This is a genomic window from Serratia sp. CY83965, from assembly GCF_052166375.1.
Taxonomy (GTDB): domain Bacteria; phylum Pseudomonadota; class Gammaproteobacteria; order Enterobacterales; family Enterobacteriaceae; genus Serratia; species Serratia marcescens.
Genome location: NZ_JBJNOV010000008.1, coordinates 101,193 through 125,854, shown reverse-complemented (window position 1 = coordinate 125,854; position 24,662 = coordinate 101,193). Strand labels below are relative to the sequence as shown.

Below are 24,662 nucleotides of genomic sequence, written 5' to 3'. Positions count from 1 at the left end.
CCCCGCGTTGGCGGGCTCCTGGTTTAGACGTAGTCCGCCACCCGGAACAGCCGCCGGCAGTATTCCAGGAAATAGCCATACACCACGCCCATCGCCATGGAGACCAGCGCATTGCTGGTTACCGCCGCCAGCATTTGTTGGCCGTCGGCGCCTACGCTCCATAGAATGGCGGCATAAACCGGCGACTGGAAGCTGACGTAGGCCAGCAGATCGGCGAGGTTGCGCAGCAGGAACTGGCCGCGCGGGCAGCGGCGCGCCGTGCGGATAAACAGATCGCGATAGCGGCCGTAAGGCCAGGCGATCAGGATGTTGACCGGGATCGACAGCAGGCGCGAAGAGAGGGATTGCTGGAAGCTCATGCCTGAGATCAACACTTCTATCGCCATGCCGGCGATAAAGCAGTACACCACCAGTGCGAACGTATCGGCAGCGGCGCTACGCCAGTGAGTCGCGGGCGAAAGCATGTGTCATCCTCTTTGGTTAAAATTCTGTTAAGTTATTAATTATTGGATGTTAAGGCTGGTTTTTTGCCTTTTTTATAGTGTACTAATCTGAATTGTCTTTTTTAACTAGGTTTATATTTTTATTTTTAACATTTGTTCGCTTTTTGTCCCGCAGAGCTGGGGCATAGGATGGGGCGGAGAGATTAAAATCGGCGTTTTTAAATAAATCGATTAAAAACATAAGGTTGCGATTTTTCGTTTTTGAAGGGGATTTTTCCGGCAAAAATTGTGGAAATAAAGGTGTAAGAAAATGAAACCATAATTGTAAACAGGTATTTTGGGAATAATCTTACCAAATTGATTTGAATCGAAATTACTTCTGCTCGTAATATCCGAGCCATTTATTTTTATCGCGCCCTCATCACGGCGGTGCAAATTGAAGTAAAATAGCGCCCGGCTTTACGGTGAATAACGATTGAGCGTTATTAACTCAAGGGGTTATGGCCTTATTCCGCGATCGGTTCGCCTGGCGCCGAGCCTTGGCGGGCGCGGCTCGCCAGCGGTTACAGCCCTGAGATTGCCGAGCTGAAAAATGAGACATGGCTTGCAGAAGGAAGTAATGAGTTAATTAATCGCCAGTTCGTCAGGTTTTTAATCAGATTCTTTCCGCTTAGAAAATTCTCTCCGTTTATCATGGTGTTAATTTTTAATCGTCGAATAATCAGAGTTTCTTTCGCGAGTCAGCTCCCAAAATGACCAGAGAAATATTGCCAAAGCGCTGGCGCTCTGGCTTGACAAGGTTTTCATACCCTCCGTAAACTCCATTGTGTGGGAATTTGTGGGGTAAAGTGGTGAAAACGGTCACTAAGGGGTAGCTCAGGAATGTTCCGTGGAGCGACGATGGTCAACCTCGACAGCAAAGGGCGGCTCGCCGTACCTACCCGATATCGGGAATTGCTCAACGAGGAATCGCAAGGCCAAATGGTCTGTACCATTGACCTCCATCAGCCCTGCCTGCTGCTTTATCCTTTGCCCGAATGGGAAATTATTGAACAAAAATTATCACGTCTGTCGAGCATGAATCCCGCCGAGCGCCGCGTTCAGCGCCTGCTGCTGGGGCATGCCAGTGAGTGTCAGATGGATAGTGCCGGTCGTTTGCTGTTAGCCAGTACGCTGCGGCAACACGCCGGGCTCACGAAAGAAGTGATGCTGGTCGGTCAGTTCAACAAGTTTGAACTGTGGGATGAACAGACCTGGTATCAACAAGTCAAGGATGATATTGACGCTGAACAGTCGACTCAGGAACCGTTGTCTGAGCGGCTACAGGACTTGTCGCTATAAGCATGTTGGAAAACTATAAACACACCACCGTCCTGCTGGACGAAGCCGTCAACGGCCTCAACATCCGCAGCAACGGCATATATATCGACGGTACTTTTGGTCGCGGTGGCCATTCTCGTCTGATTCTGTCCCAACTGGGGCCGGAAGGGCGCTTGCTGGCGATTGACCGTGACCCTCAGGCGATTGCAGCCGCCAAATCTATTGAAGATCCTCGTTTTACCATCGTACACGGCCCATTTTCCGAGTTGTCGCACTATGTGCGGGAGCGCGACCTGGTGGGCAAGATCGACGGCGTTCTGCTCGATCTGGGCGTTTCCTCGCCGCAGCTTGACGACGCGGAGCGCGGATTCTCCTTTATGCGCGACGGTCCGCTGGACATGCGCATGGATCCGTCCACCGGCCTGTCCGCCGCCGAATGGCTGATGAAGGCCGAAGCGGACGATATCGCCTGGGTGCTGAAAACCTTTGGCGAAGAGCGTTTCGCCAAGCGCATCGCGCGCGCCATCGTGGAAAGAAACCGCGTGGAGCCGATGACGCGCACCAAAGAGCTGGCGGATCTGATCGCCGATGCCAGCCCGTTCCGTGAAAAGCACAAGCATCCGGCGACGCGCAGCTTCCAGGCGATCCGCATCTATATCAACAGCGAGCTGGAAGAGATCGAGCGTGCGCTCGACGGCGCGCTGGAAGTGCTGGCCCCGCAGGGCCGTTTGTCGATCATCAGCTTCCACTCGCTGGAAGACCGCATCGTCAAACGCTTTATGCGTCACCACAGCCGCGGCGCTCAGGTGCCGGCGGGCATTCCGTTGACCGAAGAGCAGCTGCGCGGCATGGGCGGCCGGACGCTGAAAGCGCTGGGCAAAATGATGCCGTCGGAAGCGGAAGTGGCGGACAACCCGCGTGCGCGCAGCTCGGTGCTGCGTATTGCTGAGAGGATGCCCGCGTGATCGGCAACGAACGTCACGGTTTGGTCGGGGTGATTGGCGGCGATCTGCTGCGCAATGCCAAGATCCCCCTGATTTTACTGATTGCGTCACTGGTTTCCGCGATTTTCGTGGTGACTACCGCGCACCGCACCCGCCTGCTGACCGCTGAGCGCGAACAGCTGGTTCTGGAGCGCGATGCGCTGGATATCGAGTGGCGCAACCTGATTTTAGAAGAGAACGCCCTCGGCGATCACAGCCGGGTTGAACGTATCGCGACAGAAAAACTGCAGATGCAACACGTTGATCCATCGCAGGAAAATATCATCGTTAAACAATGAATGGTTTAACCGGAATAATGACACGGAGTAGAAAGGAAACGCATGAAAGCAGCGCGCCCCGGTAAGTTGAGACGCCAGGAAGATCAGGCCAGCTTTGTCAGCTGGCGTTTTGCGTTGCTGTGCGGCTGCATTTTGCTGGCGATGGTTGGCCTGATGTTGCGCGTCGCGTACCTGCAGGTCATCAACCCCGATCGTCTGGTGAAAGAAGGCGACATGCGTTCGCTGCGCGTGCAGGAAGTGCCGACCGCGCGCGGCATGATCAGCGATCGCGCCGGCCGTCCATTGGCGGTCAGTGTGCCGGTGAATGCGGTGTGGGCCGATCCGAAAGAGCTGAACGAGCGCGGCGGCATCACGCTGGACAGCCGCTGGAAAGCGCTTTCCGATGCGCTGAACATCCCGCTGGACCAGCTTTCCAACCGCATCAACGCCAACCCGAAAGGGCGTTTCGTTTATCTGGCGCGCCAGGTTAACCCGGCGATCGGCGATTACATTCACAAACTCAAGCTGCCGGGGATCTACCTGCGGCAGGAGTCGCGCCGTTACTACCCGGCGGGGCAGGTGACGTCGCACATCATCGGCGTGACCAACATCGACGGGCAAGGTATCGAAGGCGTCGAGAAGAGCTTCGACCGCTGGCTGACCGGGCAACCGGGCGAGAGAACGGTGCGTAAGGACCGCTTCGGCCGGGTGATCGAAGATATCTCCTCCGTCGACAGTCAGGCGGCGCACAACCTGGTACTGAGCGTCGATGAGCGCCTGCAGGCGCTGGTGTATCGCGAGCTGAACAACGCGGTGGCGTTCAACAAGGCCGAATCGGGCACTGCGGTGCTGATCGACGTGAACACCGGCGAAGTGCTGGCGATGGCCAACAGCCCGTCTTACAACCCGAACAACATGGCCGGTACGCCGAAAGAAACCATGCGTAACCGCGCCATCACCGATATTTTTGAACCCGGTTCAACCGTGAAGCCGATGGTGGTGATGACCGCGCTGCAAAACGGCGTGGTGAGAGAAAACAGCGTGCTGAACACCATCCCGTACCGCATTCAGGGCCACGAGATCAAAGACGTGGCGCGGTACTCGGAGCTGTCATTGACCGGGATCTTGCAGAAGTCGAGTAACGTCGGTGTTTCAAAGCTGGCGTTAGCGATGCCGTCCTCAGCGTTAGTAGATACTTACTCTCGTTTTGGGCTGGGAAAAGCGACCAATTTGGGGCTGGTCGGAGAAAGCAGTGGCATATACCCAAAAAAACAACGGTGGTCTGACATAGAGAGGGCCACCTTCTCTTTCGGCTACGGGCTGATGGTAACTCCGTTACAGTTGGCGCGAGTCTATGCAACGATCGGCAGCCTGGGCGTGTATCGCCCATTGTCGATCACCAAGGTTGACCCTCCGGTCGCCGGCGAACGCGTTTTCCCTGAACCTCTGGTGCGCACCGTGGTGCACATGATGGAAAGCGTGGCCTTGCCGGGCGGCGGCGGCGTGAAAGCCGCCATCAAGGGATACCGTATCGCCATCAAAACCGGTACCGCGAAAAAAGTGGGCCCGGACGGCAAATACGTCAACCGATACATCGCTTATACCGCCGGCGTCGCGCCGGCAAGTAACCCCCGTTTTGCCCTGGTGGTCGTCATCAACGACCCGCAGGGTGGGAAATACTATGGTGGCGCAATCTCCGCGCCGGTGTTCGGCGCCATCATGGGCGGCGTATTGCGCACCATGAACGTCGAGCCTGACGCGTTGCCCACCGGTGACAAAAGCGAATTAGTGATTAACAAGAAAGAGGGTTCAGGTGGCAGATCGTAATTTGCGCGACTTACTCGCCCCGTGGGTGCCGACGGCACCCGGGCGCGCGCTGCGGGAAATGACATTAGACAGCCGCGTGGCGGCTGCCGGGGATCTGTTTGTCGCCGTGGTCGGCCATCAAACGGATGGACGCCGCTATATTCCGCAGGCCATCGCGCAGGGCGTCGCCGCTGTGATCGCCGAGGCTGACGGTCAGGCCGAAGACGGCGCCATCGTTGAGATGCACGGCGTGCCGGTGATCTACCTGAGCCAACTGAACCAGCGCCTTTCCGCGCTGGCCGGGCGTTTTTACCATCAGCCGGGCGAGCGTCTGCTCCTGGTCGGGGTGACCGGCACCAACGGCAAAACCACCACCACGCAACTGCTGGCGCAGTGGAGCCAACTGCTGGGCGAAACCAGCGCGGTAATGGGCACCGTCGGCAACGGCCTGCTGGGCCAGGTGTGTCCGACGGAGAATACCACCGGTTCTGCGGTGGATGTTCAACACGTATTAAACGAGTTGGCGGAACAGGGCGCGACCTTCGCCGCGATGGAAGTCTCATCCCACGGTCTGGTGCAACACCGGGTGGCGGCGCTGCCGTTCGCTGCGGCGGTTTTCACCAACCTGAGCCGCGATCACCTGGATTATCACGGTGACATGGCCAATTACGAAGCGGCCAAATGGTCGCTGTTCGCCGCCCACAACGTGGGGCAGGCGATCATCAATGCCGACGATGAAGTCGGCCAGCGCTGGCTGAGCAAGCTGCCGGATGCGGTAGCGGTGACGATGCTGGACAACCTGCAGCCGGGCTGCCACGGCCGCTGGCTGAAAACCACGGCGGTCGACTATCACGACAACGGCGCCACGGTTCGTTTCAGCTCCAGCTGGGGCGACGGCGAGATCGAAAGCCGCCTGATGGGCGCTTTCAACGTCAGCAACCTGCTGTTGGCCTTGGCGACGCTGCTGTCGTTGGGCTACCCGCTGGAGGCGCTGGTGGAAACCGGCAGCCGTCTGCAGCCGGTCTGCGGCCGCATGGAAGTGTTTAACGCGCCGGGCAAACCGACGGTGGTGGTGGATTACGCCCACACGCCGGATGCGCTGGAGAAAGCGCTGGAAGCTGCGCGCCTGCACTGCCAGGGGCAGCTGTGGTGCGTGTTCGGCTGCGGCGGCGATCGCGACAAGGGCAAACGTCCGCTGATGGGCGGCATCGCCGAGCAGTTCGCCGATCGCGTGGTGATCACCGATGACAACCCGCGGACCGAAGAGCCGCGCGCGATTATCAACGACATCCTGACCGGATTGCTGGACGCCGGGCAGGCGCTGGTGATCCACGGCCGCGCCGAAGCGGTGACCAGCGCCATCATGCAGGCGCAGGAGCAGGATGTGGTGTTGGTGGCGGGCAAAGGCCACGAAGATTATCAGCTGGTGGGCAACCGCCGTCTGGATTATTCCGACCGCACGACGGTCGCACGGCTGCTGGGGGTGCTGGCATGATCCCTGTCTCTCTTCAGACACTGGCTGAGGTATTGAGCGCTGAACTGATCGGCGCCGATTGCCAAATTGTCGAGGTGACGACAGACACCCGCAAGGTGACCGCCGGTTGCCTGTTTGTAGCGCTGAAAGGCGAGCGTTTCGACGCTCACGACTTCGCGGCGGATGCCGTAGCCGCAGGCGCCGGGGCGTTGCTGGTCAGTAAGCGCTTATTGGTGGACGCGCCGCAGCTGGTGGTGAAAGACACCCGTCTGGCGCTGGGGCAGCTTGGCGCCTGGGTGCGTCAACAGGTGCCTGCGCGCGTGGTGGCGCTGACCGGCTCCTCGGGCAAGACATCGGTGAAAGAAATGACCGCCGCCATTCTGCGTGAATGCGGCGAAGTGCTGTATACCGCCGGCAACTTCAATAACGACATCGGCGTGCCGCTGACGCTGTTGCGTCTGGAGCCGCAGCATGACTTTGCCGTGATAGAGCTGGGCGCTAATCACATTGGCGAAATTGCTTACACCACCGCATTGACGCGTCCGCAGACCGCTTTGGTGAACAACCTGGCGGCAGCGCACCTGGAAGGCTTCGGCTCGCTGGCCGGCGTCGCCCAGGCGAAAGGTGAAATCTTTACCGGCCTGCCGGCCGACGGCGTGGCGATCATCAACGCCGATAACAACGACTGGCCGCACTGGCAGAGCATGCTGGGCGGCAAAACCGTCTGGCGCTTCTCGCCGCAGGCCGCCGAAGGCGTGGACTTCTTCGCGGACGACGTGCGGGTGAACGGCGCAGGCACGCAGTTTACGTTACACAGCCCGTTCGGCACCGCCGAGATCGCGCTGCCGCTGCCGGGGCGCCACAACGTGGCCAACGCGCTGGCGGCCACGGCGCTGGCGATGTCGGTGGGCGCCACCCTTGAAGCGGTGCGTCAGGGGTTGAAGCAATTGCAGGCGGTGCCGGGGCGTTTGTTCCCGGTGGCGCTGGCCGAAGACAAGCTGCTGCTGGATGACAGCTACAACGCCAACGTCGGGTCGATGACCGCGGCGGCGCAGGTGCTGGCGGAAATGCCGGGCTATCGCGTGATGGTGGTCGGCGATATGGCCGAGCTGGGCGCAGAAGCGGAAGAGTGCCACCGTCAGGTGGGTGAAGCCGCCCGTCTGGCCGGGGTCGACAAAGTGATCAGCGTCGGCGGGTTGAGCCGCGTGCTGAGCGAAGCCTCCGGCAATGGCGAACATTATCAGGACAAGACAGCAGTGATCGCGCGCGTGGCGGAATTACTGTCGGAACATGCGGTCATCACCGTGTTAATCAAAGGTTCACGTAGTGCCGCAATGGAGCAGGTAGTACGCGCGTTACAGGAGAAAGCACCATGTTAGTTTGGCTGGCCGAGCATTTGGTCAAGTATTACTCAGGCTTCAACGTCTTTTCTTATCTGACGTTCCGAGCCATTGTCAGCCTGCTGACCGCGCTGTTCCTGTCGCTGTGGATGGGCCCGCGGGTGATCAAGCGTCTGCAAGAAATGTCCTTCGGGCAGGTAGTGCGTAACGACGGCCCCGAGTCGCACTTCAGCAAGCGCGGCACGCCGACCATGGGCGGTATCATGATCCTGACCTCCATCACCATTTCGGTGCTGATGTGGGCCTACCCGTCCAACCCGTATGTCTGGTGCGTGCTGTTTGTGCTGGTGGGTTACGGCATCGTCGGTTTCGTCGACGACTACCGCAAGGTGGTGCGTAAGGACACCAAAGGGCTGATCGCCCGCTGGAAGTATTTCTGGCAGTCGGTGATTGCGCTGATTGTCGCATTCGCCATGTACGCCGTAGGAAAAGACACGCCAGCCACCGAGCTGGTTGTGCCGTTCTTTAAGGACGTGATGCCGCAGCTGGGCTTGCTGTACATCCTGCTGGCCTATTTCGTCATCGTCGGCACCAGCAACGCGGTCAACCTGACCGATGGCCTGGACGGCCTGGCGATTATGCCGACGGTATTCGTGGCGGCCGGTTTCGCGCTGGTGGCCTGGGCGACCGGTAACATGAACTTCGCCAACTACCTGCATATTCCGTATCTGCGTCATGCCGGTGAGTTGGTGATCGTCTGCACCGCCATCGTCGGCGCCGGCCTCGGGTTCCTGTGGTTCAACACCTACCCGGCGCAGGTATTTATGGGCGACGTCGGTTCGCTGGCGCTGGGCGGCGCGCTGGGCACCATCGCGGTGCTGCTGCGTCAGGAGTTCTTGTTGGTGATCATGGGCGGCGTATTCGTGGTAGAGACGCTGTCGGTGATCCTGCAGGTGGGGTCGTTCAAGCTGCGTGGACAACGCATTTTCCGCATGGCGCCGATTCACCACCACTATGAATTGAAAGGCTGGCCGGAACCGCGCGTGATCGTGCGCTTCTGGATCATTTCGCTGATGCTGGTGCTGATTGGCCTGGCAACGCTGAAGGTGCGTTAATCATGGCAGACTATCAGGGTAGAAAAGTCGTCATCATCGGGTTGGGCCTCACCGGCCTGTCCTGTGTCGATTTCTTCATGGCGCGCGGCGTTACGCCGCGCGTGATGGATACCCGTATCGCGCCGCCAGGGTTGGACAAACTGCCTGAAAGCGTGGAGCGCCATCTGGGTGATTTGAATCAGGACTGGCTGCTGGCGGCGGATCTGATCGTCGCCAGCCCGGGCGTCGCGCTGGCGACCCCGGCATTGAGCGCCGCGGCTGACGCCGGCGTGGAAATCGTCGGCGATGTCGAGCTGTTCTGCCGCGAGGCGCAGGCGCCGATCGTGGCGATCACCGGCTCCAACGGCAAAAGCACCGTCACCACCCTGGTGGGCGAGATGGCGAAAGCCGCCGGTTGGGCGGTGGGCGTGGGCGGCAATATCGGCCTGCCGGCGCTGAGCCTGCTGCGCCAGGAATGCCGGCTGTACGTGCTGGAGCTGTCCAGCTTCCAGCTGGAAACGACGCATAGCCTGCGGGCGGCGGCGGCGACCATCCTGAACGTGACCGAAGACCATATGGATCGCTATCCGTTCGGCCTGCAGCAGTATCGCGGCGCCAAGCTGCGCGTGTATGAAAACGCCGCCGTGTGCGTGGTGAACGCGGACGATGCGCTGACCATGCCGGTGCGCGGCGCCGACGAGCGCTGCGTCAGCTTCGGTGCGGACGTGGGCGACTATCACCTGAACCGTCAGCAGGGGGAAACCTGGCTGCGGGTGCGCGGTGACAAGGTGCTGAATACGCGCGAGATGAAACTGACCGGCCGCCACAACTACACCAACGCCCTGGCGGCGCTGGCGTTGGCGGATGCGGTCAATATCCCGCGCGCGTCCAGCCTGAAGGCGCTGACCACCTTCACCGGCCTGGCGCACCGCTTCCAGCTGGCCTGGGAGAACAACGGCGTGCGTTGGATCAACGATTCCAAAGCTACCAACGTCGGCAGCACCGAAGCGGCGCTGAACGGCCTGCAGGTGGACGGCACGCTGCATCTGCTGCTGGGCGGCGACGGCAAGTCCGCCGATTTCTCGCCGCTGGCGCGCTATCTGCAGGGCGACAACGTGCGTCTGTATTGCTTTGGCCGCGACGGCGCCCAGCTGGCGCAGCTGCGGCCGGAAGTGGCGACGCTGACCGAGACCATGGAGCAGGCGATGCGCACCATCGCCGGCCGCGTACAGCCCGGCGATATGGTGTTGTTGTCGCCGGCCTGCGCCAGTCTCGATCAGTTCCGTAATTTTGAAGTGCGCGGCGATGAGTTCGCCCGCCTGGCGCAGGAGCTTGGCGGATGAAACTACGCTTGCCGAACTTCGGGCTGACAGAACGGCTGAAAGACTGGGTGACCGGCGCGCGCGACAACGACGCGGTCAACATGGTGCTGTACGATCGCACCCTGCTGTGGCTGACCTTCGGGTTGGCGATCATCGGCTTCGTGATGGTGACTTCGGCGTCGATGCCGATCGGCCAACGCCTGGCGGACGATCCGTTCCTGTTCGCCAAACGTGATGCGTTGTACCTCGGCCTGGCGTTCGGTCTGTCGCTGGTGACGCTGCGCATCCCGATGGAAGTTTGGCAGCGCTACAGCAACGTAATGCTGCTGATGTCGATCGTGATGCTGCTGATCGTCCTGGTGGTGGGGAGCTCGGTAAACGGGGCCTCGCGTTGGATCGCGCTCGGCCCGCTGCGTATTCAGCCCGCAGAGCTGTCCAAGCTGTCGCTGTTCTGCTACCTGGCGAGCTATCTGGTGCGCAAGGTGGAAGAGGTGCGCAGCAACTTCTGGGGCTTCTGTAAGCCGATGGGCGTGATGGTGGTGCTGGCGGTGCTGCTGCTGGCGCAGCCGGACCTCGGTACCGTGGTGGTGCTGTTCATCACCACGCTGGCGATGCTGTTCCTGGCCGGCGCGAAAATGTGGCAGTTCCTGGCGATCATCGGCTCCGGCGTGTTCGCCGTGGTGCTGCTGATTATCGCGGAACCGTACCGTATGCGCCGCGTGACCTCGTTCTGGAACCCGTGGGCCGACCCGTTCGGCAGCGGCTACCAGTTGACCCAGTCGCTGATGGCATTCGGCCGCGGTGAGTTCTGGGGGCAGGGGCTCGGCAACTCGGTGCAGAAACTGGAGTATTTGCCGGAAGCGCATACCGACTTCATCTTCTCCATTTTGGGTGAAGAACTGGGCTATATCGGTGTGGTTTTAGCCCTGTTAATGGTATTCTTCGTCGCTTTTCGCGCGATGTCCATCGGGCGCCGCGCGCTGGAGATCGACCAACGCTTCTCCGGCTTCCTGGCCTGCGCGATCGGCGTGTGGTTCAGCTTCCAGGCGCTGGTTAACGTCGGCGCCGCCGCGGGCATGCTGCCGACCAAAGGTCTGACGCTGCCGCTGATCAGTTACGGCGGCTCGAGCTTGCTGATTATGTCGACGGCGATCGTGCTGTTGCTGCGAATTGATTATGAAACGCGCCTGACCAAGGCTCAGGCGTTTGTGAAGAGGTAAGGGATGAGCGGGAAACCTAAGCGTTTAATGGTGATGGCAGGCGGTACCGGCGGGCACGTGTTCCCGGGGCTGGCGGTCGCGCATCATCTGATGGCGCAGGGCTGGCAGGTGCGCTGGCTCGGAACCGCAGACCGAATGGAAGCCGATCTGGTGCCGAAGCACGGGATCGAGATTGATTTTATCCGCATCTCCGGCCTGCGCGGCAAGGGCCTGAAGGCCCAGTTGACGGCGCCGCTGCGGATCTGGCAGGCGGTGCGGCAGGCGAAAGCCATTATGCGCAGCTATCAGCCGGATGTGGTGCTGGGGATGGGCGGTTACGTTTCCGGCCCCGGCGGCCTGGCGGCCTGGCAGTGCGGCATCCCGGTGGTGCTGCACGAGCAGAATGGCATCGCCGGTTTGACCAACCGCTGGCTGGCGCGCATCGCCGCCAAAGTGATGCAGGCCTTCCCCGGCGCGTTCCCGAACGCCGAGGTGGTGGGCAACCCGGTGCGTACCGACGTGTTGGCGCTGCCACTGCCGGCGGAGCGGTTGCAAGGGCGCGAAGGCCCGATCCGTGTGTTGGTGATTGGCGGAAGTCAGGGCGCGCGCGTGCTGAATCAGACAGTTCCTGAAGTCGCGGCGCGTTTGGGCGATAGAATTACGCTCTGGCATCAGGTTGGCAAGGGCGCGCTGGAAACGGTGCTGCGCGACTACGAGAGGGTAGGGCAGACGCAGCACAAGGTGACCGAGTTCATCGACGACATGGCAGCCGCCTATGCCTGGGCCGACGTGGTGGTCTGCCGCTCCGGCGCGTTGACCGTCAGCGAAATCGCGGCGGCGGGGCTGCCGGCGATCTTCGTGCCGTTCATGCACAAGGATCGTCAACAGTACTGGAACGCACGTCCGCTGGAAGAAGCCGGCGCGGCGAAGATTATCGAACAGCCGCAGTTCAACGCCGATGTGGTGGCCGAGCTGCTGGCGAGCTGGGATCGCAAGACGCTGCTGGCCATGGCCGAGAAAGCGCGCGCGGTCGCCATTCCGGACGCCACCGAGCGCGTGGCGGCGGAGCTGGTGCGGCTCGCCAGGTAACGAGTGCAGGGGTTCGGCGCGCCGAACCTGAATAAAAGCAATGTGATGTAGGGCCGGGGTACCGGATCCGGATTAGAGAGAGTGATGAATACACAACAACTGGCGAAACTACGTACTATCGTGCCCGAGATGCGTCGCGTCCGGCACATTCACTTTGTCGGCATCGGTGGTGCCGGCATGGGTGGTATCGCCGAAGTGTTGGCAAACGAAGGGTATCAGATCAGCGGCTCCGACCTGGCGCCGAATCCGGTGACCCAACAGTTGAGCGCGCTCGGGGCGACGATTTACTTCAATCACCGTCCGGAAAACGTGCTGGATGCGAGCGTGGTGGTGGTGTCTACCGCCATCTCCGCCGACAACCCGGAGATCGTCGCCGCTCGTGAAGCGCGCATCCCGGTGATCCGCCGCGCTGAAATGCTGGCGGAGCTGATGCGTTTTCGCCACGGCATTGCTATCGCCGGCACGCACGGCAAAACCACCACCACGGCGATGGTCTCGAGCATTTATGCCGAAGCCCGCCTGGACCCGACCTTCGTCAATGGCGGGCTGGTGAAGGCGGCAGGCACCCACGCGCGACTGGGGTCCAGCCGTTATCTGATCGCGGAAGCGGATGAGAGCGATGCGTCGTTCCTGCACCTGCAGCCGATGGTGGCCGTGGTCACCAACATCGAAGCCGACCATATGGACACTTACCAGGGCGACTTCGAGAACCTGAAGCAGACGTTTATCAATTTCTTGCACAACCTGCCGTTCTACGGCCGTGCGGTGATGTGCATCGACGATCCGGTAGTGCGCGAGCTGTTGCCGCGCGTGGGTCGCCATATCACCACTTATGGCTTCAATGAAGATGCTGATGTGCGCATCGAAGACTACCGGCAGATTGGGCCGCAGGGGCACTTTACCCTGAGCCGTCAGGACAAGCCGTTGCTGACGGTGACGCTGAACGCGCCGGGCCGCCACAATGCGTTGAACGCGGCGGCGGCGGTAGCGGTAGCGACCGAAGAAGGCATCGACGACGAAGATATCCTGCGCGCGCTGGCGGGTTTCCAGGGTACCGGGCGTCGCTTCGATTTCCTCGGCGAGTTCCCGCTGGAGCCGGTCAACGGCAAAGCGGGCAGCGCGATGCTGGTGGACGACTACGGCCACCATCCGACCGAAGTGGACGCCACGCTGAAGGCGGCGCGCGCCGGTTGGCCGGACAAGCGTCTGGTGATGATCTTCCAGCCGCACCGCTACACGCGTACTCGCGATCTGTACGACGATTTCGCCAACGTGCTGTCGCAGGTGGATGTGCTGCTGATGCTCGACGTGTACGCCGCCGGCGAAGCGCCGATCCCGGGCGCGGACAGCCGCTCGCTGTGCCGCACCATCCGCAGCCGCGGCAAGCTGGATCCGATCCTGGTTTCCGATGCCGATAGCGTGCCGGAAACGCTGGCGCAGCTGCTGCAGGATGAAGACCTGGTGCTGGTGCAGGGCGCCGGTAACGTGGGCAAAATCGCCCGTAAACTGGCCGAGCTGAAGCTGCAGCCGCCGAAGAAAGAGGAGGAGCACCATGGCTGATAAAGTTGCAGTTCTGCTGGGCGGCACCTCCGCTGAACGTGACGTTTCTCTGCAATCCGGCGCCGCGGTGCTGGCCGGGTTGCGCGAAGCCGGTATCGATGCGCACGGCGTCGATACCCGCGATTTCCCGGTGACCCAGCTGAAAGAGCAGGGGTTCACCAAAGTGTTTATCGCGCTGCACGGCCGCGGCGGCGAGGATGGCACCCTGCAGGGGCTCCTGGAGTTCCTCGAGCTGCCTTATACCGGCAGCGGCGTGATGGCCTCGGCGCTGACCATGGACAAATGGCGCACCAAGATGGTGTGGCAGTCGATGGGCTTGCCGGTGGCGCCTTACGTGGCGTTGAATCGCCAACTGTACTTCGGCACCGAAAAAGCGGCGCTGCTGGCGCGCGTGGCGGATCTCGGTCTGCCGCTGATCGTCAAGCCAAGCCGTGAAGGCTCCAGCGTCGGCATGAGCAAGGTCACCGAGAGCGCTGCGTTGGAAGCGGCGTTGGAAGAAGCCTTCCGCCATGACGACGATGTGCTGGTGGAGAAGTGGTTGAGCGGGCCGGAATACACCGTGGCAATGCTGGGCGACCAGGTGCTGCCGTCGATCCGCATCCAGCCGGCCGGTGTGTTTTACGACTACCAGGCCAAGTACATTTCGGACGATACGCAGTACTTCTGCCCGAGCGGTTTGAGCGCCGAGCAGGAAGCCGAGATGGCGGCATTGGCGCTGCGCGCCTACCGCGGTCTGGACTGCAGCGGCTGGGGCCGCGTCGACGTAATGCAAGACAGCGATGGCAGCTTCTATCTGCTTGAGGTGAACACCTCTCCGGGCATGACCAGTCATAGCCTGGTGCCGATGGCAGCGCGCCAGTTTGGATTAAGCTTCTCGCAGCTAGTGGCGAGAATTTTGGAGTTGGCCGACTGATATGTCGCAAGCTGCCCTGAATGCGCGCGATCGCGAGGTGGATAACGGCCCGCGCCGCAGCAATGGAACCCAGTTGGCGGGAATGATTTTCCTGCTGATGGTGTTGGGAACGGTCGTGTGGAGCGGTTGGGCGGTGCTTGGCTGGATGAAAGACGCCAGTCGCCTGCCGCTCTCAAGGCTGGTGGTGACCGGCGAACGCCACTACACCACCAACGATGATATTCGTCAGGCGATCCTGGCGCTGGGCGCACCCGGCACCTTTATGACGCAGGATGTGGACGTCATCCAGCAGCAGATCGAACGTCTGCCGTGGATCAAGCAGGCCAGCGTGCGCAAACAATGGCCGGATGAGCTGAAGATCCATCTGGTGGAGTACGTCCCGGTGGCGCGCTGGAACGATTTGCACATGGTGGACGCCGAGGGCAAAGCGTTCAGCGTGCCGGCGGAGCGGGCGGGCAAGCAGAAGTTGCCACTGCTCTACGGGCCGGAAGGGAGCGAGCAGGATGTGCTGGAGGGCTATCGGGCGATGAGCGCCACGTTGGCGGCCAGCAAATATACGCTGAAAATGGCGGCGATGACCGCGCGCCATTCCTGGCAGCTGGCGCTGGACAACGATGTTCGGCTTGAGCTGGGGCGCGATGACCGCAACGGGCGTTTGCAGCGGTTTATCGAGCTTTACCCGGTATTGCAACAGCAGGGCCAGGCGGAGAGCAAGCGTGTCAGCTATGTCGATCTGCGCTACGAGTCCGGCGCTTCGGTAGGGTGGGCTCCGGTGTTGGTCGATCCGCAGGCGCTTGGCGGTCAGCAAAACAGTAATCAGCAACAGAATCAGGCACAGGCAAAACAACAATGATCAAGTCGACGGACAGAAAACTGGTAGTTGGACTGGAGATCGGTACTGCAAAAGTCTCCGCATTGGTAGGGGAAGTTCTGCCCGATGGCATGGTCAACATTATCGGGGTGGGCAGCTGCCCGTCTCGCGGCATGGATAAGGGCGGCGTAAACGACCTGGAGTCGGTGGTGAAGTGCGTACAGCGCGCCATCGATCAGGCCGAGCTGATGGCGGACTGCCAGATCTCGTCAGTGTATCTGGCGCTGTCGGGCAAGCACATCAGCTGCCAGAACGAAATCGGTATGGTGCCGATCTCGGAAGAGGAAGTGACGCAGGACGACGTGGAGAACGTGGTGCACACCGCCAAATCGGTGCGCGTGCGCGACGAACACCGCATCCTGCATGTGATTCCTCAGGAATACGCCATCGATTATCAGGAAGGCATCAAAAACCCGGTTGGGCTGTCCGGCGTGCGCATGCAGGCCAAGGTGCATCTGATTACCTGCCATAACGATATGGCGAAGAACATCGTCAAGGCCGTGGAACGTTGCGGCCTGAAAGTTGACCAACTTATTTTCGCCGGTCTGGCCGCGAGCTACGCGGTGCTGACCGAAGATGAACGCGAACTCGGCGTTTGCGTGGTGGATATCGGTGGCGGCACCATGGATATGGCGGTGTACACCGGCGGCGCGCTGCGCCACACCAAAGTGATCCCTTACGCCGGGAACGTGGTCACCAGCGACATCGCTTACGCCTTTGGCACGCCGCCGACCGACGCGGAAGCGATTAAAGTTCGACACGGTTGTGCGCTTGGGTCGATTGTTAGCAAGGATGAGAATGTAGAGGTGCCTAGCGTTGGGGGACGTCCCCCACGCAGTCTGCAAAGACAGACGCTGGCTGAAGTCATTGAGCCACGCTACACCGAACTGTTGAATCTGGTTAACGATGAAATTTTGCAATTGCAGGAGCAACTGCGTCAGCAAGGGGTGAAGCATCATCTGGCGGCAGGTATCGTGCTGACCGGTGGCGCCGCCCAGATTGATGGTCTGGCAGCCTGTGCGCAACGGGTGTTCCACACCCAGGTACGCATCGGCCAACCCTTGAACATCACGGGTCTGACGGATTATGCGCAGGAGCCTTACTACTCGACGGCGGTAGGTCTGCTGCACTATGGAAAAGAGTCTCACCTGAGCGGTGAGACGGAAGTAGAAAAACGCGCCTCGGTGGGCAATTGGTTTAAACGCATCAATAGCTGGCTGAGAAAAGAGTTTTAATGTTTCAACAAAGAGATCATGCTGAGTAATCTTTTTATGATCTCGCAGCGACAGGCACAAAACGGAGAGAAACTATGTTTGAACCAATGGAACTAACCAATGACGCGGTGATTAAAGTCATCGGCGTCGGCGGCGGCGGTGGCAACGCCGTTGAACACATGGTGCGCGAGCGCATCGAAGGTGTTGAATTCTTCGCTGTGAACACGGACGCCCAGGCGCTCCGCAAAACGGCGGTTGGCCAAACCATCCAGATTGGTAGCGGTATTACCAAAGGTCTGGGTGCGGGCGCGAACCCTGAGGTGGGTCGCAATTCAGCGGAAGAAGACCGCGAAGCCCTGCGCGCAGCGCTGGACGGCGCAGACATGGTCTTCATCGCAGCCGGCATGGGCGGCGGTACCGGTACCGGTGCGGCGCCAGTGGTGGCTGAAGTGGCTAAAGATTTGGGTATTCTGACCGTGGCCGTGGTGACCAAGCCTTTTAACTTCGAAGGCAAGAAGCGCATGGCATTCGCGGAGCAGGGTATCGCTGAGCTGTCCAAACACGTGGACTCGCTGATCACCATCCCGAACGACAAGCTGTTGAAAGTGCTGGGGCGCGGGATCTCTCTGCTGGACGCGTTCGGTGCGGCCAACGACGTGCTGAAAGGCGCGGTGCAGGGTATCGCCGAGCTGATCACCCGTCCGGGCCTGATGAACGTCGACTTCGCCGACGTGCGCACCGTGATGTCCGAAATGGGCTACGCGATGATGGGTTCCGGCGTGGCTTGCGGTGAAGACCGTGCCGAAGAAGCGGCCGAAATGGCGATCTCCAGCCCGCTGCTGGAAGACATCGACCTGTCCGGCGCGCGCGGCGTGCTGGTCAACATTACCGCTGGCTTCGATCTGCGTCTGGATGAGTTCGAAACCGTGGGTAACACCATCCGTGCGTTCGCTTCCGACAACGCTACAGTGGTTATCGGTACCTCGCTGGATCCGGAAATGAACGACGAACTGCGCGTAACCGTGGTTGCAACCGGTATCGGTATGGACAAGCGTCCAGAAATCACTCTGGTGACCAATAAGCAGGCCAGCCAGCCAGTGATGGATCACCGTTATCAGCAGCACGGCATGTCGCCTCTGCCGCAGGAAGTGAAACCTGCCGCCAAGGTGGTCAACGACCAAGCTGCGCAGCCGAATAAAGAGCCCGACTATCTTGATATTCCAGCCTTCCTGCGTAAACAGGCAGACTAAGAATATCCTGAGAATTTGGAATCTCCGCTCTTTGTGCTAAACTGTCCCGCCGGCCATGCTGTATGCTTGGCTGGTAGGATGGATAACATTGCGAGATAAAACGATGATCAAACAAAGGACATTAAAACGTATTGTTCAGGCGACTGGCGTCGGTTTGCATACCGGCAAGAAAGTCACGCTGACAATGCGCCCAGCGCCGGCTAATACCGGGGTCATCTATCGTCGCACTGACTTGAATCCACCGGTTGATTTTCCGGCTGATGCAAAATCCGTGCGTGATACCATGCTCTGTACTTGCCTGGTGAATGAGCATGACGTGCGTATTTCGACCGTTGAGCACCTCAACGCCGCGCTGGCTGGGCTGGGCATCGACAACATCGTCATTGAAGTCGACGCCGCTGAAATCCCAATCATGGACGGCAGCGCCAGTCCGTTCGTGTTCTTGCTGCTGGATGCCGGTATCGAAGAACTGAACTCGGCGAAGAAATTCCTGCGTCTGAAAGAGACCGTACGCGTTGAAGACGGCGACAAATGGGCCGAGCTGTCCCCGCACAACGGGTTCCGCCTGGACTTCACCATCGACTTCAACCACCCGGCTATCGACGCCAGCTCTCAGCGCTACCGTCTTGATTTCTCGGCTGAGTCGTTCGTGCGTCAAATCAGCCGTGCGCGCACCTTCGGGTTCATGCGCGACATTGAATACCTGCAGTCCCGCGGCTTGGCCCTGGGCGGCAGCTTCGATTGCGCCATCGTGGTAGATGACTATCGCGTGCTGAACGAAGACGGTCTGCGTTTCGAAGACGAATTCGTACGTCACAAAATGCTGGACGCCATCGGCGACCTGTTCATGTGTGGCCACAACATCATTGGCGCATTCACCGCGTTCAAGTCTGGCCACGCGCTGAACAACAAACTGCTGCAGGCCGTACTGGCCAAGCAGGAAGCGTGGGAATACGTGACCTTCCAGGACGAAGCCGAAATGCCGTTGGCATTCAAGGCGCCGTCTACCGTATTGGCGTAAGGTCCGAATTCCTCGCCTGCGAATAACGGCAGGCGCATCCCCTGAGAGCCTGATCATTCAGGCTCATGATGCCGGCTGTTTTGCAGTTTGTGTCGCTGATTACTTATCACGACTGGTTGTGTTGGTACCCTCTCCGGCCAATGCAGCCAGCCGTTCCAATATCTTGCGCAGTTTCTCCGGGCTACGGCTCGCCAACCCTCTCAGCTCTTCCGCACTTTCCAGACTCAAATGCCGCATCGGCACGGGTTTTTCCGGCGCTTTCTCTGCGTTTTGCACTTGGTTGCTGCCTTTCGCCATCAAGGCCGGATTAATCCTGATGTCGATCGACGACAATGATGGTAGAATTTGCGCTCGTAGTGCAGACAGCAAAGCGGGTTGTTCGTAGCGCAAGCGCATCATCCAACTGGCATTTGCCGTTTCGAGCACTAAAATACCCTGTCGGAAATTCGCGACGCGGCACCAGGGATGCAGGGGTGCGGGCAACAGGCCCTTCACTGCACGGTTAAGCTTGAGCAGCGCCACCGCGCGTTGCTGGACGTTATGCAGCGGCCCTTTGCTGCCGGCAGACGCGTCGTCGAACAGGACATCTAATAATTGTGGACGGCTATCGCGCATAATGGGCTCCGGCGGATTATAAACTCGTGATCGGTATTCTAAATCGTTGGCGACAATTTGGCAGACGTTATTTCTGGCCCCATCTCCTGTTAGGGATGGTTGCGGCCACGCTTGGCGCGTCTTCCAATTTGTCCGGCGCCCCCGATCAGGCCGCACTGCCGAATACGTCGTCCAGCCTTAACCGGCAAAATTCGGCCAATGGCACGTTCAACAGCCTGGCCCTGCTGCAGGACGCGCATCGCCGTCCTACCTTCAGCGTAGATTACTGGCAGCAACATGCGCTGCGCACCGTCATTCGTCACCTCTCTTTCGCGCTGGCGCCGCAGGCGGTTTATGCGCGGGTGCAGGAGAGCGAAGCCGAAGCGGAACCCCCTTTGCAGGTAGCGCAACTGGCGCTGCTGTCTACCCTCAACGCGCTGCTGACGCACGAGCCGAAGCCGCCGACCATCATTCGCCACACTCACCTTGAGGTGCTGCCCACGCTGGCGCGGCACCAGACCGGCCTGTGGGTGGCGCAGGTGCAGGGCATTCGCGCCGGGCCTGCCGCCCTCGTCTGATCTCGCCCTTCGGGCACAAAAACCATAAATAATAGCAAGTTGACTGCCGTGTTCGGCGGTCATGACAGAGATATCAAACATCATGTTAGTGAAATTATTAACCAAAGTTTTTGGCAGCCGTAACGATCGTACCCTGCGCCGCATGCGCAAAGTGGTTGAGCAGATCAACCGCATGGAACCGGACATGGAAAAACTGTCCGATGACGAGCTGAAAGCGAAAACCAACGAGTTCCGCGCACGCCTGGAGAAAGGCGAGTCGCTGGACAGCCTGATCCCTGAAGCCTTCGCCGTGGTGCGCGAGGCGAGCAAGCGCGTGTTCGGCATGCGTCACTTCGACGTGCAGCTGCTGGGCGGCATGGTGCTGAACGATCGCTGCATCGCCGAGATGCGCACCGGTGAAGGTAAAACCCTGACCGCGACGCTGCCGGCCTACCTGAACGCCCTGAGCGGCCGCGGCGTGCACGTCGTGACCGTCAACGACTATCTGGCGCAGCGTGACGCCGAAAACAACCGTCCGCTGTTCGAGTTCCTCGGCCTGAGCATCGGCATCAACCTGCCGGGCATGCCGGCGCCGGCCAAGCGCGAAGCTTACGCCGCCGACATCACCTACGGCACCAACAACGAATACGGCTTCGACTACCTGCGCGACAACATGGCGTTCAGCCCGGAAGAGCGCGTGCAGCGCAAACTGCACTATGCGCTGGTGGATGAGGTGGACTCCATCCTGATCGATGAAGCGCGTACGCCGCTGATCATCTCCGGCCCGGCCGAAGACAGCTCTGAGATGTACATCAAGGTCAACAAGCTGATCCCTAAACTGATCCGCCAGGAAAAAGAAGACTCCGACACCTTCAAGGGTGAAGGGCACTTCTCGGTGGACGAGAAGGCGCGTCAGGTCCACCTGACCGAACGCGGTCTGATCCTGATCGAAGAGATGCTGGTGGACGCCGGCATCATGGATGAAGGCGAATCGCTGTACTCGCCGACCAACATCATGCTGATGCACCACGTTACCGCCGCGCTGCGCGCCCACGTGCTGTTCACCCGCGACGTGGACTACATCGTGAAAGATGGTGAAGTGATCATCGTCGATGAACACACCGGCCGTACCATGCAGGGCCGCCGTTGGTCCGACGGTCTGCACCAGGCGGTGGAAGCCAAAGAAGGCGTGGAGATCCAGAACGAGAACCAGACGCTGGCTTCGATCACCTTCCAGAACTACTTCCGTCTGTACGAGAAGCTGGCCGGGATGACCGGTACCGCCGATACCGAAGCCTTCGAATTCAGTTCGATCTACAAGCTGGACACGATCGTGGTGCCAACCAACCGTCCGATGATCCGTAAGGATATGCCGGATCTGGTGTACATGACCGAGAAAGAGAAGATCGGCGCCATCATTGAAGATATCCGCGAGCGTACCGCCAAAGGCCAACCGGTGCTGGTGGGTACCATCTCAATCGAGAAATCCGAAGTGGTGTCCCGTGAGCTGACCAAAGCGGGCATCGACCACAAGGTGCTGAACGCCAAATTCCACGCCATGGAAGCGGACATCGTCGCCCAGGCCGGCCAAAGCGGTGCGGTGACCATCGCTACCAACATGGCGGGCCGTGGTACCGACATCGTGCTGGGCGGCAGCTGGCAGGCCGAAGTGGCGCTGCTGGAAGAACCGACCGAAGAGCAGATCGAAGCTATCAAAGCCGCCTGGAAAGAGCGCCACGACGCGGTGCTGGCGGCGGGCGGCCTGCATATTATCGGCACCGAGCGCCATGAATCGCGCCGTATCGATAACCAGCTGCGCGGCCGTTCCGGTCGTCAGGGCGACGCCGGTTCATCCCGCTTCTACCTGTCGATGGAAGATGCCCTAATGCGTATCTTCGCCTCGGATCGCGTGTCCGGCATGATGCGTAAACTGGGTATGAAAGAAGGCGAAGCGATTGAGCACCCGTGGGTGACCAAGGCGATCGCCAATGCTCAGCGCAAGGTAGAGAGCCGCAACTTCGACATCCGTAAGCAGCTGCTGGAATACGACGACGTCGCCAACGATCAGCGCCGTGCCATCTATAGCCAACGCAACGAATTGCTGGACGTGTCCGACGTGAGCGAAACCATCGCCAGCATCCGCGAGGACGTGTTCAAGAGCACCATCGACAACTACATCACGCCTCAGTCGCTGGAAGAAGAGTGGGACATTCAGGGGCTGGAAGAGCGCCTGAAGAACGACTTCGATCTGGAGATGCCGATTGCCCAGTGGCTGGACAAAGAGCCGGAGCTGCACGAAGAGACGCTGCGCGAACGCATTCTGGAGAACGCCAAAGAGCAGTATCAGCGTAAGGAAGAAGTGGTCGGCAGCGAGATGATGCGCAACTTCGAGAAGGGCGTGATGCTGCAGACGCTGGATTCTCTGTGGAAAGAGCATCTGGCGGCGATGGACTACCTGCGCCAGGGTATCCACCTGCGCGGTTACGCGCAGAAGGATCCGAAGCAGGAGTACAAGCGTGAATCCTTCAACATGTTCGCCACCATGCTGGAATCGCTGAAATATGAAGTGATCAGCGTGCTGAGCAAGGTACAGGTGCGGATGCCGGAAGAGGTGGAAGCGCTGGAACAGCAGCGCCGTGAAGAGGCCGAGCGTCTGGCGCAGCAGCAACAGCTGAGCCACCACGACGAGAACGCGCTGGCGACTGAAGATCCGAATGCACCGGCGACCGCCGAGCGTAAAGTGGGCCGCAACGATCCTTGCCCATGCGGTTCCGGCAAGAAATACAAGCAGTGCCACGGTCGCCTGCAGTAATGCCGGCCGCGGTTGACCGATAACACCCAGGGGTTCAGCTTGCTGAGCCCCTGTTTTTTTGACACCCATCAGGAGGGTGAGATGAAACATCTGAATATCGCCGTGGGCATCATCCGTAATGCTCAGCGGGAAATTTTTATTACCCGCCGCGCCGCTGACGCGCACATGGCCGGATTCTGGGAGTTTCCCGGCGGCAAGATCGAACAGGGTGAAACGCCGGAACAGGCGTTGAGCCGCGAGCTGCGGGAAGAGACCGGTATCGAAGCCGAACGTGCCGAACTGCTGGAGGTGGTGGAGCACCGCTTCAGCGATCGTATCGTGACGCTGAATTTTTATCTGGTAGAAGCCTGGGCGGGTGAGCCGTTCGGCCGTGAGGGGCAACCGATGCGCTGGGTAAAACAGGCGGATCTGCGTGAAGACGAGTTCCCCGAAGCCAATGTCGGCATTATTCAATTGCTGGTGGCGCAGGCGAACGCCGCGCAATAACAAGGTTGGCCTGGCGTCCGCCAGGCCAATAGCGGGCGATCAGCGATCGTCCATTTCACTCCAGTCTTCGCTTTCCGACAGATCGCTGTTGCTCGGAATGCGCTTCTCTTCATCGGCCCACTCGCCGAGATCGATCAGCTGGCAGCGTTTGCTGCAAAACGGCCGGAATGGGCTGACTTCACCCCAAACCACGCCGGTGCCACAGGTTGGGCATTTTACTACGGTCGTCATAACGGTTCCTTACGCCTTCTGTCAGTGCTGAGAAGGCTTTCTTTCACAAGTTCAACAACAGGCCAGTTCGAACGTCAGGCGTTCAGGCACCGCGCCATTTTCGCTATCCAGCGGCAGGAAACGAATGGCATAGCGCGTCTTATGGCCGGAAATCTGCGGATAAAGCTGCGGTGCCAGATGGAGGCGCAAGCGCAGCAGATCCGCCCCTTCGGCGTTGTCCTGGAAAAAACCGTTCAGACTGATTTGATTGCGGAACGGCCCGGATTGGCGGATCAGATCCAACACTATGATCAGCGCCTGGTTCAGCGGATCCAGCGACTGCAGCCAGGCGGCGACGTCGGCATCGCGATCCTGCTGCGGCGCGTGCATCCACATGTGCAGGGTCGGCAGATCGAAGCTGCAGCAGCCGCCGGGAATATTCAGCCGCTGACGCACCAGGCCGATCAGCCGGTCTTCGCGCAGCGCCTGGCCGAGGCGCGGCGCCGCCATCAGCGCCGATGAGCGCGACTTCAGCTGGCCACGCAGCTGGTCGATCAGCGCCATATCCACGCCCGGCACATCGGCCCAGGCCAACAGTTTCTGCTGCTGGCGTTCCAACTCTTTGAGCAGTTCGGTGCGTACTTCGCCGCGCTCCAGCACGTCCAGCAAATCGGAGACGGTGCGAAAGAAGGTGAGGGCGATGGCGGTCTCGCTCAGGGCGCGTTGGCCGTGCAGCTGTTGCAGCAGGAATTCGATGCGCAGCCAGGTGCGCATTTTTTCGTTCAGCGGGTGTTCAAAGAGAACGGTTGGGGAAACATCACTCATG

At 60.1% G+C, this 24,662-nt stretch carries 23 protein-coding genes; 19 read left to right on the top strand and 4 right to left on the bottom strand.

Going from position 1 to position 24,662, the window contains the following annotated elements:
- Positions 1 to 23: 23 nt before the first annotated feature.
- Positions 24 to 464 carry an L-alanine exporter AlaE gene (locus ACJ8PL_RS15905; RefSeq protein WP_004932798.1) on the bottom strand — a complete coding sequence of 147 codons (441 nt, stop codon included), beginning with the start codon at positions 462 to 464 and terminating at the stop codon, positions 24 to 26.
- 861 nt (positions 465 to 1,325) lie between these two features.
- Here ACJ8PL_RS15905 and mraZ point away from each other — a divergent pair.
- From mraZ to lpxC, 16 genes are all read left to right on the top strand, one after another.
- Positions 1,326 to 1,784, top strand: coding sequence for a division/cell wall cluster transcriptional repressor MraZ (gene mraZ / locus ACJ8PL_RS15900; protein WP_004932796.1), 459 nt, complete (start codon positions 1,326 to 1,328; stop codon positions 1,782 to 1,784).
- Between the two features lie 2 nt (positions 1,785 to 1,786).
- Positions 1,787 to 2,728 carry a 16S rRNA (cytosine(1402)-N(4))-methyltransferase RsmH gene (rsmH, locus tag ACJ8PL_RS15895; RefSeq protein ID WP_016929092.1) on the top strand — a complete coding sequence of 314 codons (942 nt, stop codon included), beginning with the start codon at positions 1,787 to 1,789 and terminating at the stop codon, positions 2,726 to 2,728.
- Positions 2,725 to 3,045 carry a cell division protein FtsL gene (gene ftsL / locus ACJ8PL_RS15890; RefSeq protein ID WP_015376645.1) on the top strand — a complete coding sequence of 107 codons (321 nt, stop codon included), beginning with the start codon at positions 2,725 to 2,727 and terminating at the stop codon, positions 3,043 to 3,045. Before rsmH ends, ftsL begins: the two co-directional genes overlap by 4 nt.
- 42 nt (positions 3,046 to 3,087) lie before the next feature.
- Positions 3,088 to 4,851, top strand: a complete 1,764-nt coding sequence (locus ACJ8PL_RS15885) for a peptidoglycan glycosyltransferase FtsI (RefSeq protein WP_004932790.1) — start codon at positions 3,088 to 3,090, stop codon at positions 4,849 to 4,851.
- Positions 4,838 to 6,325 (top strand): UDP-N-acetylmuramoyl-L-alanyl-D-glutamate--2,6-diaminopimelate ligase, encoded by a 1,488-nt coding sequence (gene murE, locus ACJ8PL_RS15880; protein ID WP_442531271.1) that lies wholly within the window; start codon positions 4,838 to 4,840, stop codon positions 6,323 to 6,325. The genes ACJ8PL_RS15885 and murE overlap by 14 nt, the downstream gene beginning before the upstream one ends.
- On the top strand, positions 6,322 to 7,683 hold the full coding sequence (murF, locus tag ACJ8PL_RS15875; protein WP_028127855.1) for a UDP-N-acetylmuramoyl-tripeptide--D-alanyl-D-alanine ligase: 1,362 nt from the start codon (positions 6,322 to 6,324) through the stop codon (positions 7,681 to 7,683). The genes murE and murF overlap by 4 nt, the downstream gene beginning before the upstream one ends.
- Positions 7,677 to 8,759 (top strand): phospho-N-acetylmuramoyl-pentapeptide-transferase, encoded by a 1,083-nt coding sequence (gene mraY, locus ACJ8PL_RS15870; protein WP_004932782.1) that lies wholly within the window; start codon positions 7,677 to 7,679, stop codon positions 8,757 to 8,759. Before murF ends, mraY begins: the two co-directional genes overlap by 7 nt.
- A 2-nt stretch (positions 8,760 to 8,761) precedes the next feature.
- The gene (murD, locus tag ACJ8PL_RS15865) at positions 8,762 to 10,081 is read left to right on the top strand and encodes a UDP-N-acetylmuramoyl-L-alanine--D-glutamate ligase (RefSeq protein ID WP_049300163.1); all 1,320 of its coding nucleotides are present in this window, start codon (positions 8,762 to 8,764) and stop codon (positions 10,079 to 10,081) included.
- A complete protein-coding gene (ftsW, locus tag ACJ8PL_RS15860; RefSeq protein ID WP_015376649.1) occupies positions 10,078 to 11,280 on the top strand; it encodes a cell division protein FtsW in 1,203 nt (400 codons plus the stop codon). The genes murD and ftsW overlap by 4 nt, the downstream gene beginning before the upstream one ends.
- A 3-nt stretch (positions 11,281 to 11,283) precedes the next feature.
- Positions 11,284 to 12,348, top strand: coding sequence for an undecaprenyldiphospho-muramoylpentapeptide beta-N-acetylglucosaminyltransferase (murG, locus tag ACJ8PL_RS15855; protein ID WP_028127853.1), 1,065 nt, complete (start codon positions 11,284 to 11,286; stop codon positions 12,346 to 12,348).
- Positions 12,349 to 12,432: 84 nt separating this feature from the next.
- Positions 12,433 to 13,908 carry a UDP-N-acetylmuramate--L-alanine ligase gene (murC, locus tag ACJ8PL_RS15850; protein WP_079450084.1) on the top strand — a complete coding sequence of 492 codons (1,476 nt, stop codon included), beginning with the start codon at positions 12,433 to 12,435 and terminating at the stop codon, positions 13,906 to 13,908.
- Positions 13,901 to 14,821, top strand: a complete 921-nt coding sequence (locus ACJ8PL_RS15845; RefSeq protein ID WP_049300164.1) for a D-alanine--D-alanine ligase — start codon at positions 13,901 to 13,903, stop codon at positions 14,819 to 14,821. Before murC ends, ACJ8PL_RS15845 begins: the two co-directional genes overlap by 8 nt.
- A 1-nt stretch (position 14,822) precedes the next feature.
- Positions 14,823 to 15,674 carry a cell division protein FtsQ gene (ftsQ, locus tag ACJ8PL_RS15840; RefSeq protein WP_004932761.1) on the top strand — a complete coding sequence of 284 codons (852 nt, stop codon included), beginning with the start codon at positions 14,823 to 14,825 and terminating at the stop codon, positions 15,672 to 15,674.
- Positions 15,671 to 16,927, top strand: a complete 1,257-nt coding sequence (gene ftsA / locus ACJ8PL_RS15835; RefSeq protein ID WP_004932758.1) for a cell division protein FtsA — start codon at positions 15,671 to 15,673, stop codon at positions 16,925 to 16,927. Before ftsQ ends, ftsA begins: the two co-directional genes overlap by 4 nt.
- A gap of 74 nt (positions 16,928 to 17,001) precedes the next feature.
- Entirely contained in the window at positions 17,002 to 18,156 is a 1,155-nt protein-coding gene (gene ftsZ, locus ACJ8PL_RS15830) for a cell division protein FtsZ (protein WP_004932757.1), read from the top strand.
- Positions 18,157 to 18,259: 103 nt separating this feature from the next.
- Positions 18,260 to 19,177: a UDP-3-O-acyl-N-acetylglucosamine deacetylase gene (gene lpxC / locus ACJ8PL_RS15825; RefSeq protein WP_004932754.1), complete on the top strand. Its 918-nt coding sequence runs from the start codon at positions 18,260 to 18,262 to the stop codon at positions 19,175 to 19,177.
- Between the two features lie 99 nt (positions 19,178 to 19,276).
- Here lpxC and ACJ8PL_RS15820 read toward each other — a convergent pair whose 3' ends face one another.
- Entirely contained in the window at positions 19,277 to 19,792 is a 516-nt protein-coding gene (locus tag ACJ8PL_RS15820; RefSeq protein WP_004932751.1) for a DUF721 domain-containing protein, read from the bottom strand.
- Between the two features lie 26 nt (positions 19,793 to 19,818).
- Between ACJ8PL_RS15820 and secM the strand changes: the two genes are divergently transcribed.
- The 3 genes from secM (at position 19,819) to mutT (ending at position 23,626) form a co-directional block, all read left to right on the top strand.
- On the top strand, positions 19,819 to 20,349 hold the full coding sequence (gene secM, locus ACJ8PL_RS15815; RefSeq protein WP_033641259.1) for a secA translation cis-regulator SecM: 531 nt from the start codon (positions 19,819 to 19,821) through the stop codon (positions 20,347 to 20,349).
- A gap of 82 nt (positions 20,350 to 20,431) precedes the next feature.
- Positions 20,432 to 23,140, top strand: a complete 2,709-nt coding sequence (gene secA / locus ACJ8PL_RS15810) for a preprotein translocase subunit SecA (protein WP_033641260.1) — start codon at positions 20,432 to 20,434, stop codon at positions 23,138 to 23,140.
- A gap of 81 nt (positions 23,141 to 23,221) precedes the next feature.
- A complete protein-coding gene (gene mutT, locus ACJ8PL_RS15805) occupies positions 23,222 to 23,626 on the top strand; it encodes an 8-oxo-dGTP diphosphatase MutT (protein WP_028127851.1) in 405 nt (134 codons plus the stop codon).
- A gap of 39 nt (positions 23,627 to 23,665) precedes the next feature.
- Here the strand turns inward: mutT and yacG are convergent, their stop codons facing one another.
- Both yacG and zapD read right to left on the bottom strand, forming a co-directional pair.
- Entirely contained in the window at positions 23,666 to 23,857 is a 192-nt protein-coding gene (gene yacG / locus ACJ8PL_RS15800; protein ID WP_004932737.1) for a DNA gyrase inhibitor YacG, read from the bottom strand.
- A gap of 51 nt (positions 23,858 to 23,908) precedes the next feature.
- Positions 23,909 to 24,661, bottom strand: a complete 753-nt coding sequence (zapD, locus tag ACJ8PL_RS15795; protein ID WP_121976316.1) for a cell division protein ZapD — start codon at positions 24,659 to 24,661, stop codon at positions 23,909 to 23,911.
- Position 24,662: the final 1 nt, after the last annotated feature.

Bases quoted from the DNA above. Each gene is read 5' to 3' on its own strand.
- ACJ8PL_RS15905 (WP_004932798.1), bottom strand. From the start codon at position 464: ATGCTTTCGCCCGCGACTCACTGGCGTAGCGCCGCTGCCGATACGTTC.
- mraZ (WP_004932796.1), top strand. From the start codon at position 1,326: ATGTTCCGTGGAGCGACGATGGTCAACCTCGACAGCAAAGGGCGGCTC.
- rsmH (WP_016929092.1), top strand. From the start codon at position 1,787: ATGTTGGAAAACTATAAACACACCACCGTCCTGCTGGACGAAGCCGTC.
- ACJ8PL_RS15885 (WP_004932790.1), top strand. From the start codon at position 3,088: ATGAAAGCAGCGCGCCCCGGTAAGTTGAGACGCCAGGAAGATCAGGCC.
- murF (WP_028127855.1), top strand. From the start codon at position 6,322: ATGATCCCTGTCTCTCTTCAGACACTGGCTGAGGTATTGAGCGCTGAA.
- mraY (WP_004932782.1), top strand. From the start codon at position 7,677: ATGTTAGTTTGGCTGGCCGAGCATTTGGTCAAGTATTACTCAGGCTTC.
- murD (WP_049300163.1), top strand. From the start codon at position 8,762: ATGGCAGACTATCAGGGTAGAAAAGTCGTCATCATCGGGTTGGGCCTC.
- ftsW (WP_015376649.1), top strand. From the start codon at position 10,078: ATGAAACTACGCTTGCCGAACTTCGGGCTGACAGAACGGCTGAAAGAC.
- murG (WP_028127853.1), top strand. From the start codon at position 11,284: ATGAGCGGGAAACCTAAGCGTTTAATGGTGATGGCAGGCGGTACCGGC.
- murC (WP_079450084.1), top strand. From the start codon at position 12,433: ATGAATACACAACAACTGGCGAAACTACGTACTATCGTGCCCGAGATG.
- ACJ8PL_RS15845 (WP_049300164.1), top strand. From the start codon at position 13,901: ATGGCTGATAAAGTTGCAGTTCTGCTGGGCGGCACCTCCGCTGAACGT.
- ftsQ (WP_004932761.1), top strand. From the start codon at position 14,823: ATGTCGCAAGCTGCCCTGAATGCGCGCGATCGCGAGGTGGATAACGGC.
- ftsA (WP_004932758.1), top strand. From the start codon at position 15,671: ATGATCAAGTCGACGGACAGAAAACTGGTAGTTGGACTGGAGATCGGT.
- ftsZ (WP_004932757.1), top strand. From the start codon at position 17,002: ATGTTTGAACCAATGGAACTAACCAATGACGCGGTGATTAAAGTCATC.
- lpxC (WP_004932754.1), top strand. From the start codon at position 18,260: ATGATCAAACAAAGGACATTAAAACGTATTGTTCAGGCGACTGGCGTC.
- ACJ8PL_RS15820 (WP_004932751.1), bottom strand. From the start codon at position 19,792: ATGCGCGATAGCCGTCCACAATTATTAGATGTCCTGTTCGACGACGCG.
- secA (WP_033641260.1), top strand. From the start codon at position 20,432: ATGTTAGTGAAATTATTAACCAAAGTTTTTGGCAGCCGTAACGATCGT.
- mutT (WP_028127851.1), top strand. From the start codon at position 23,222: ATGAAACATCTGAATATCGCCGTGGGCATCATCCGTAATGCTCAGCGG.
- yacG (WP_004932737.1), bottom strand. From the start codon at position 23,857: ATGACGACCGTAGTAAAATGCCCAACCTGTGGCACCGGCGTGGTTTGG.
- zapD (WP_121976316.1), bottom strand. From the start codon at position 24,661: ATGAGTGATGTTTCCCCAACCGTTCTCTTTGAACACCCGCTGAACGAA.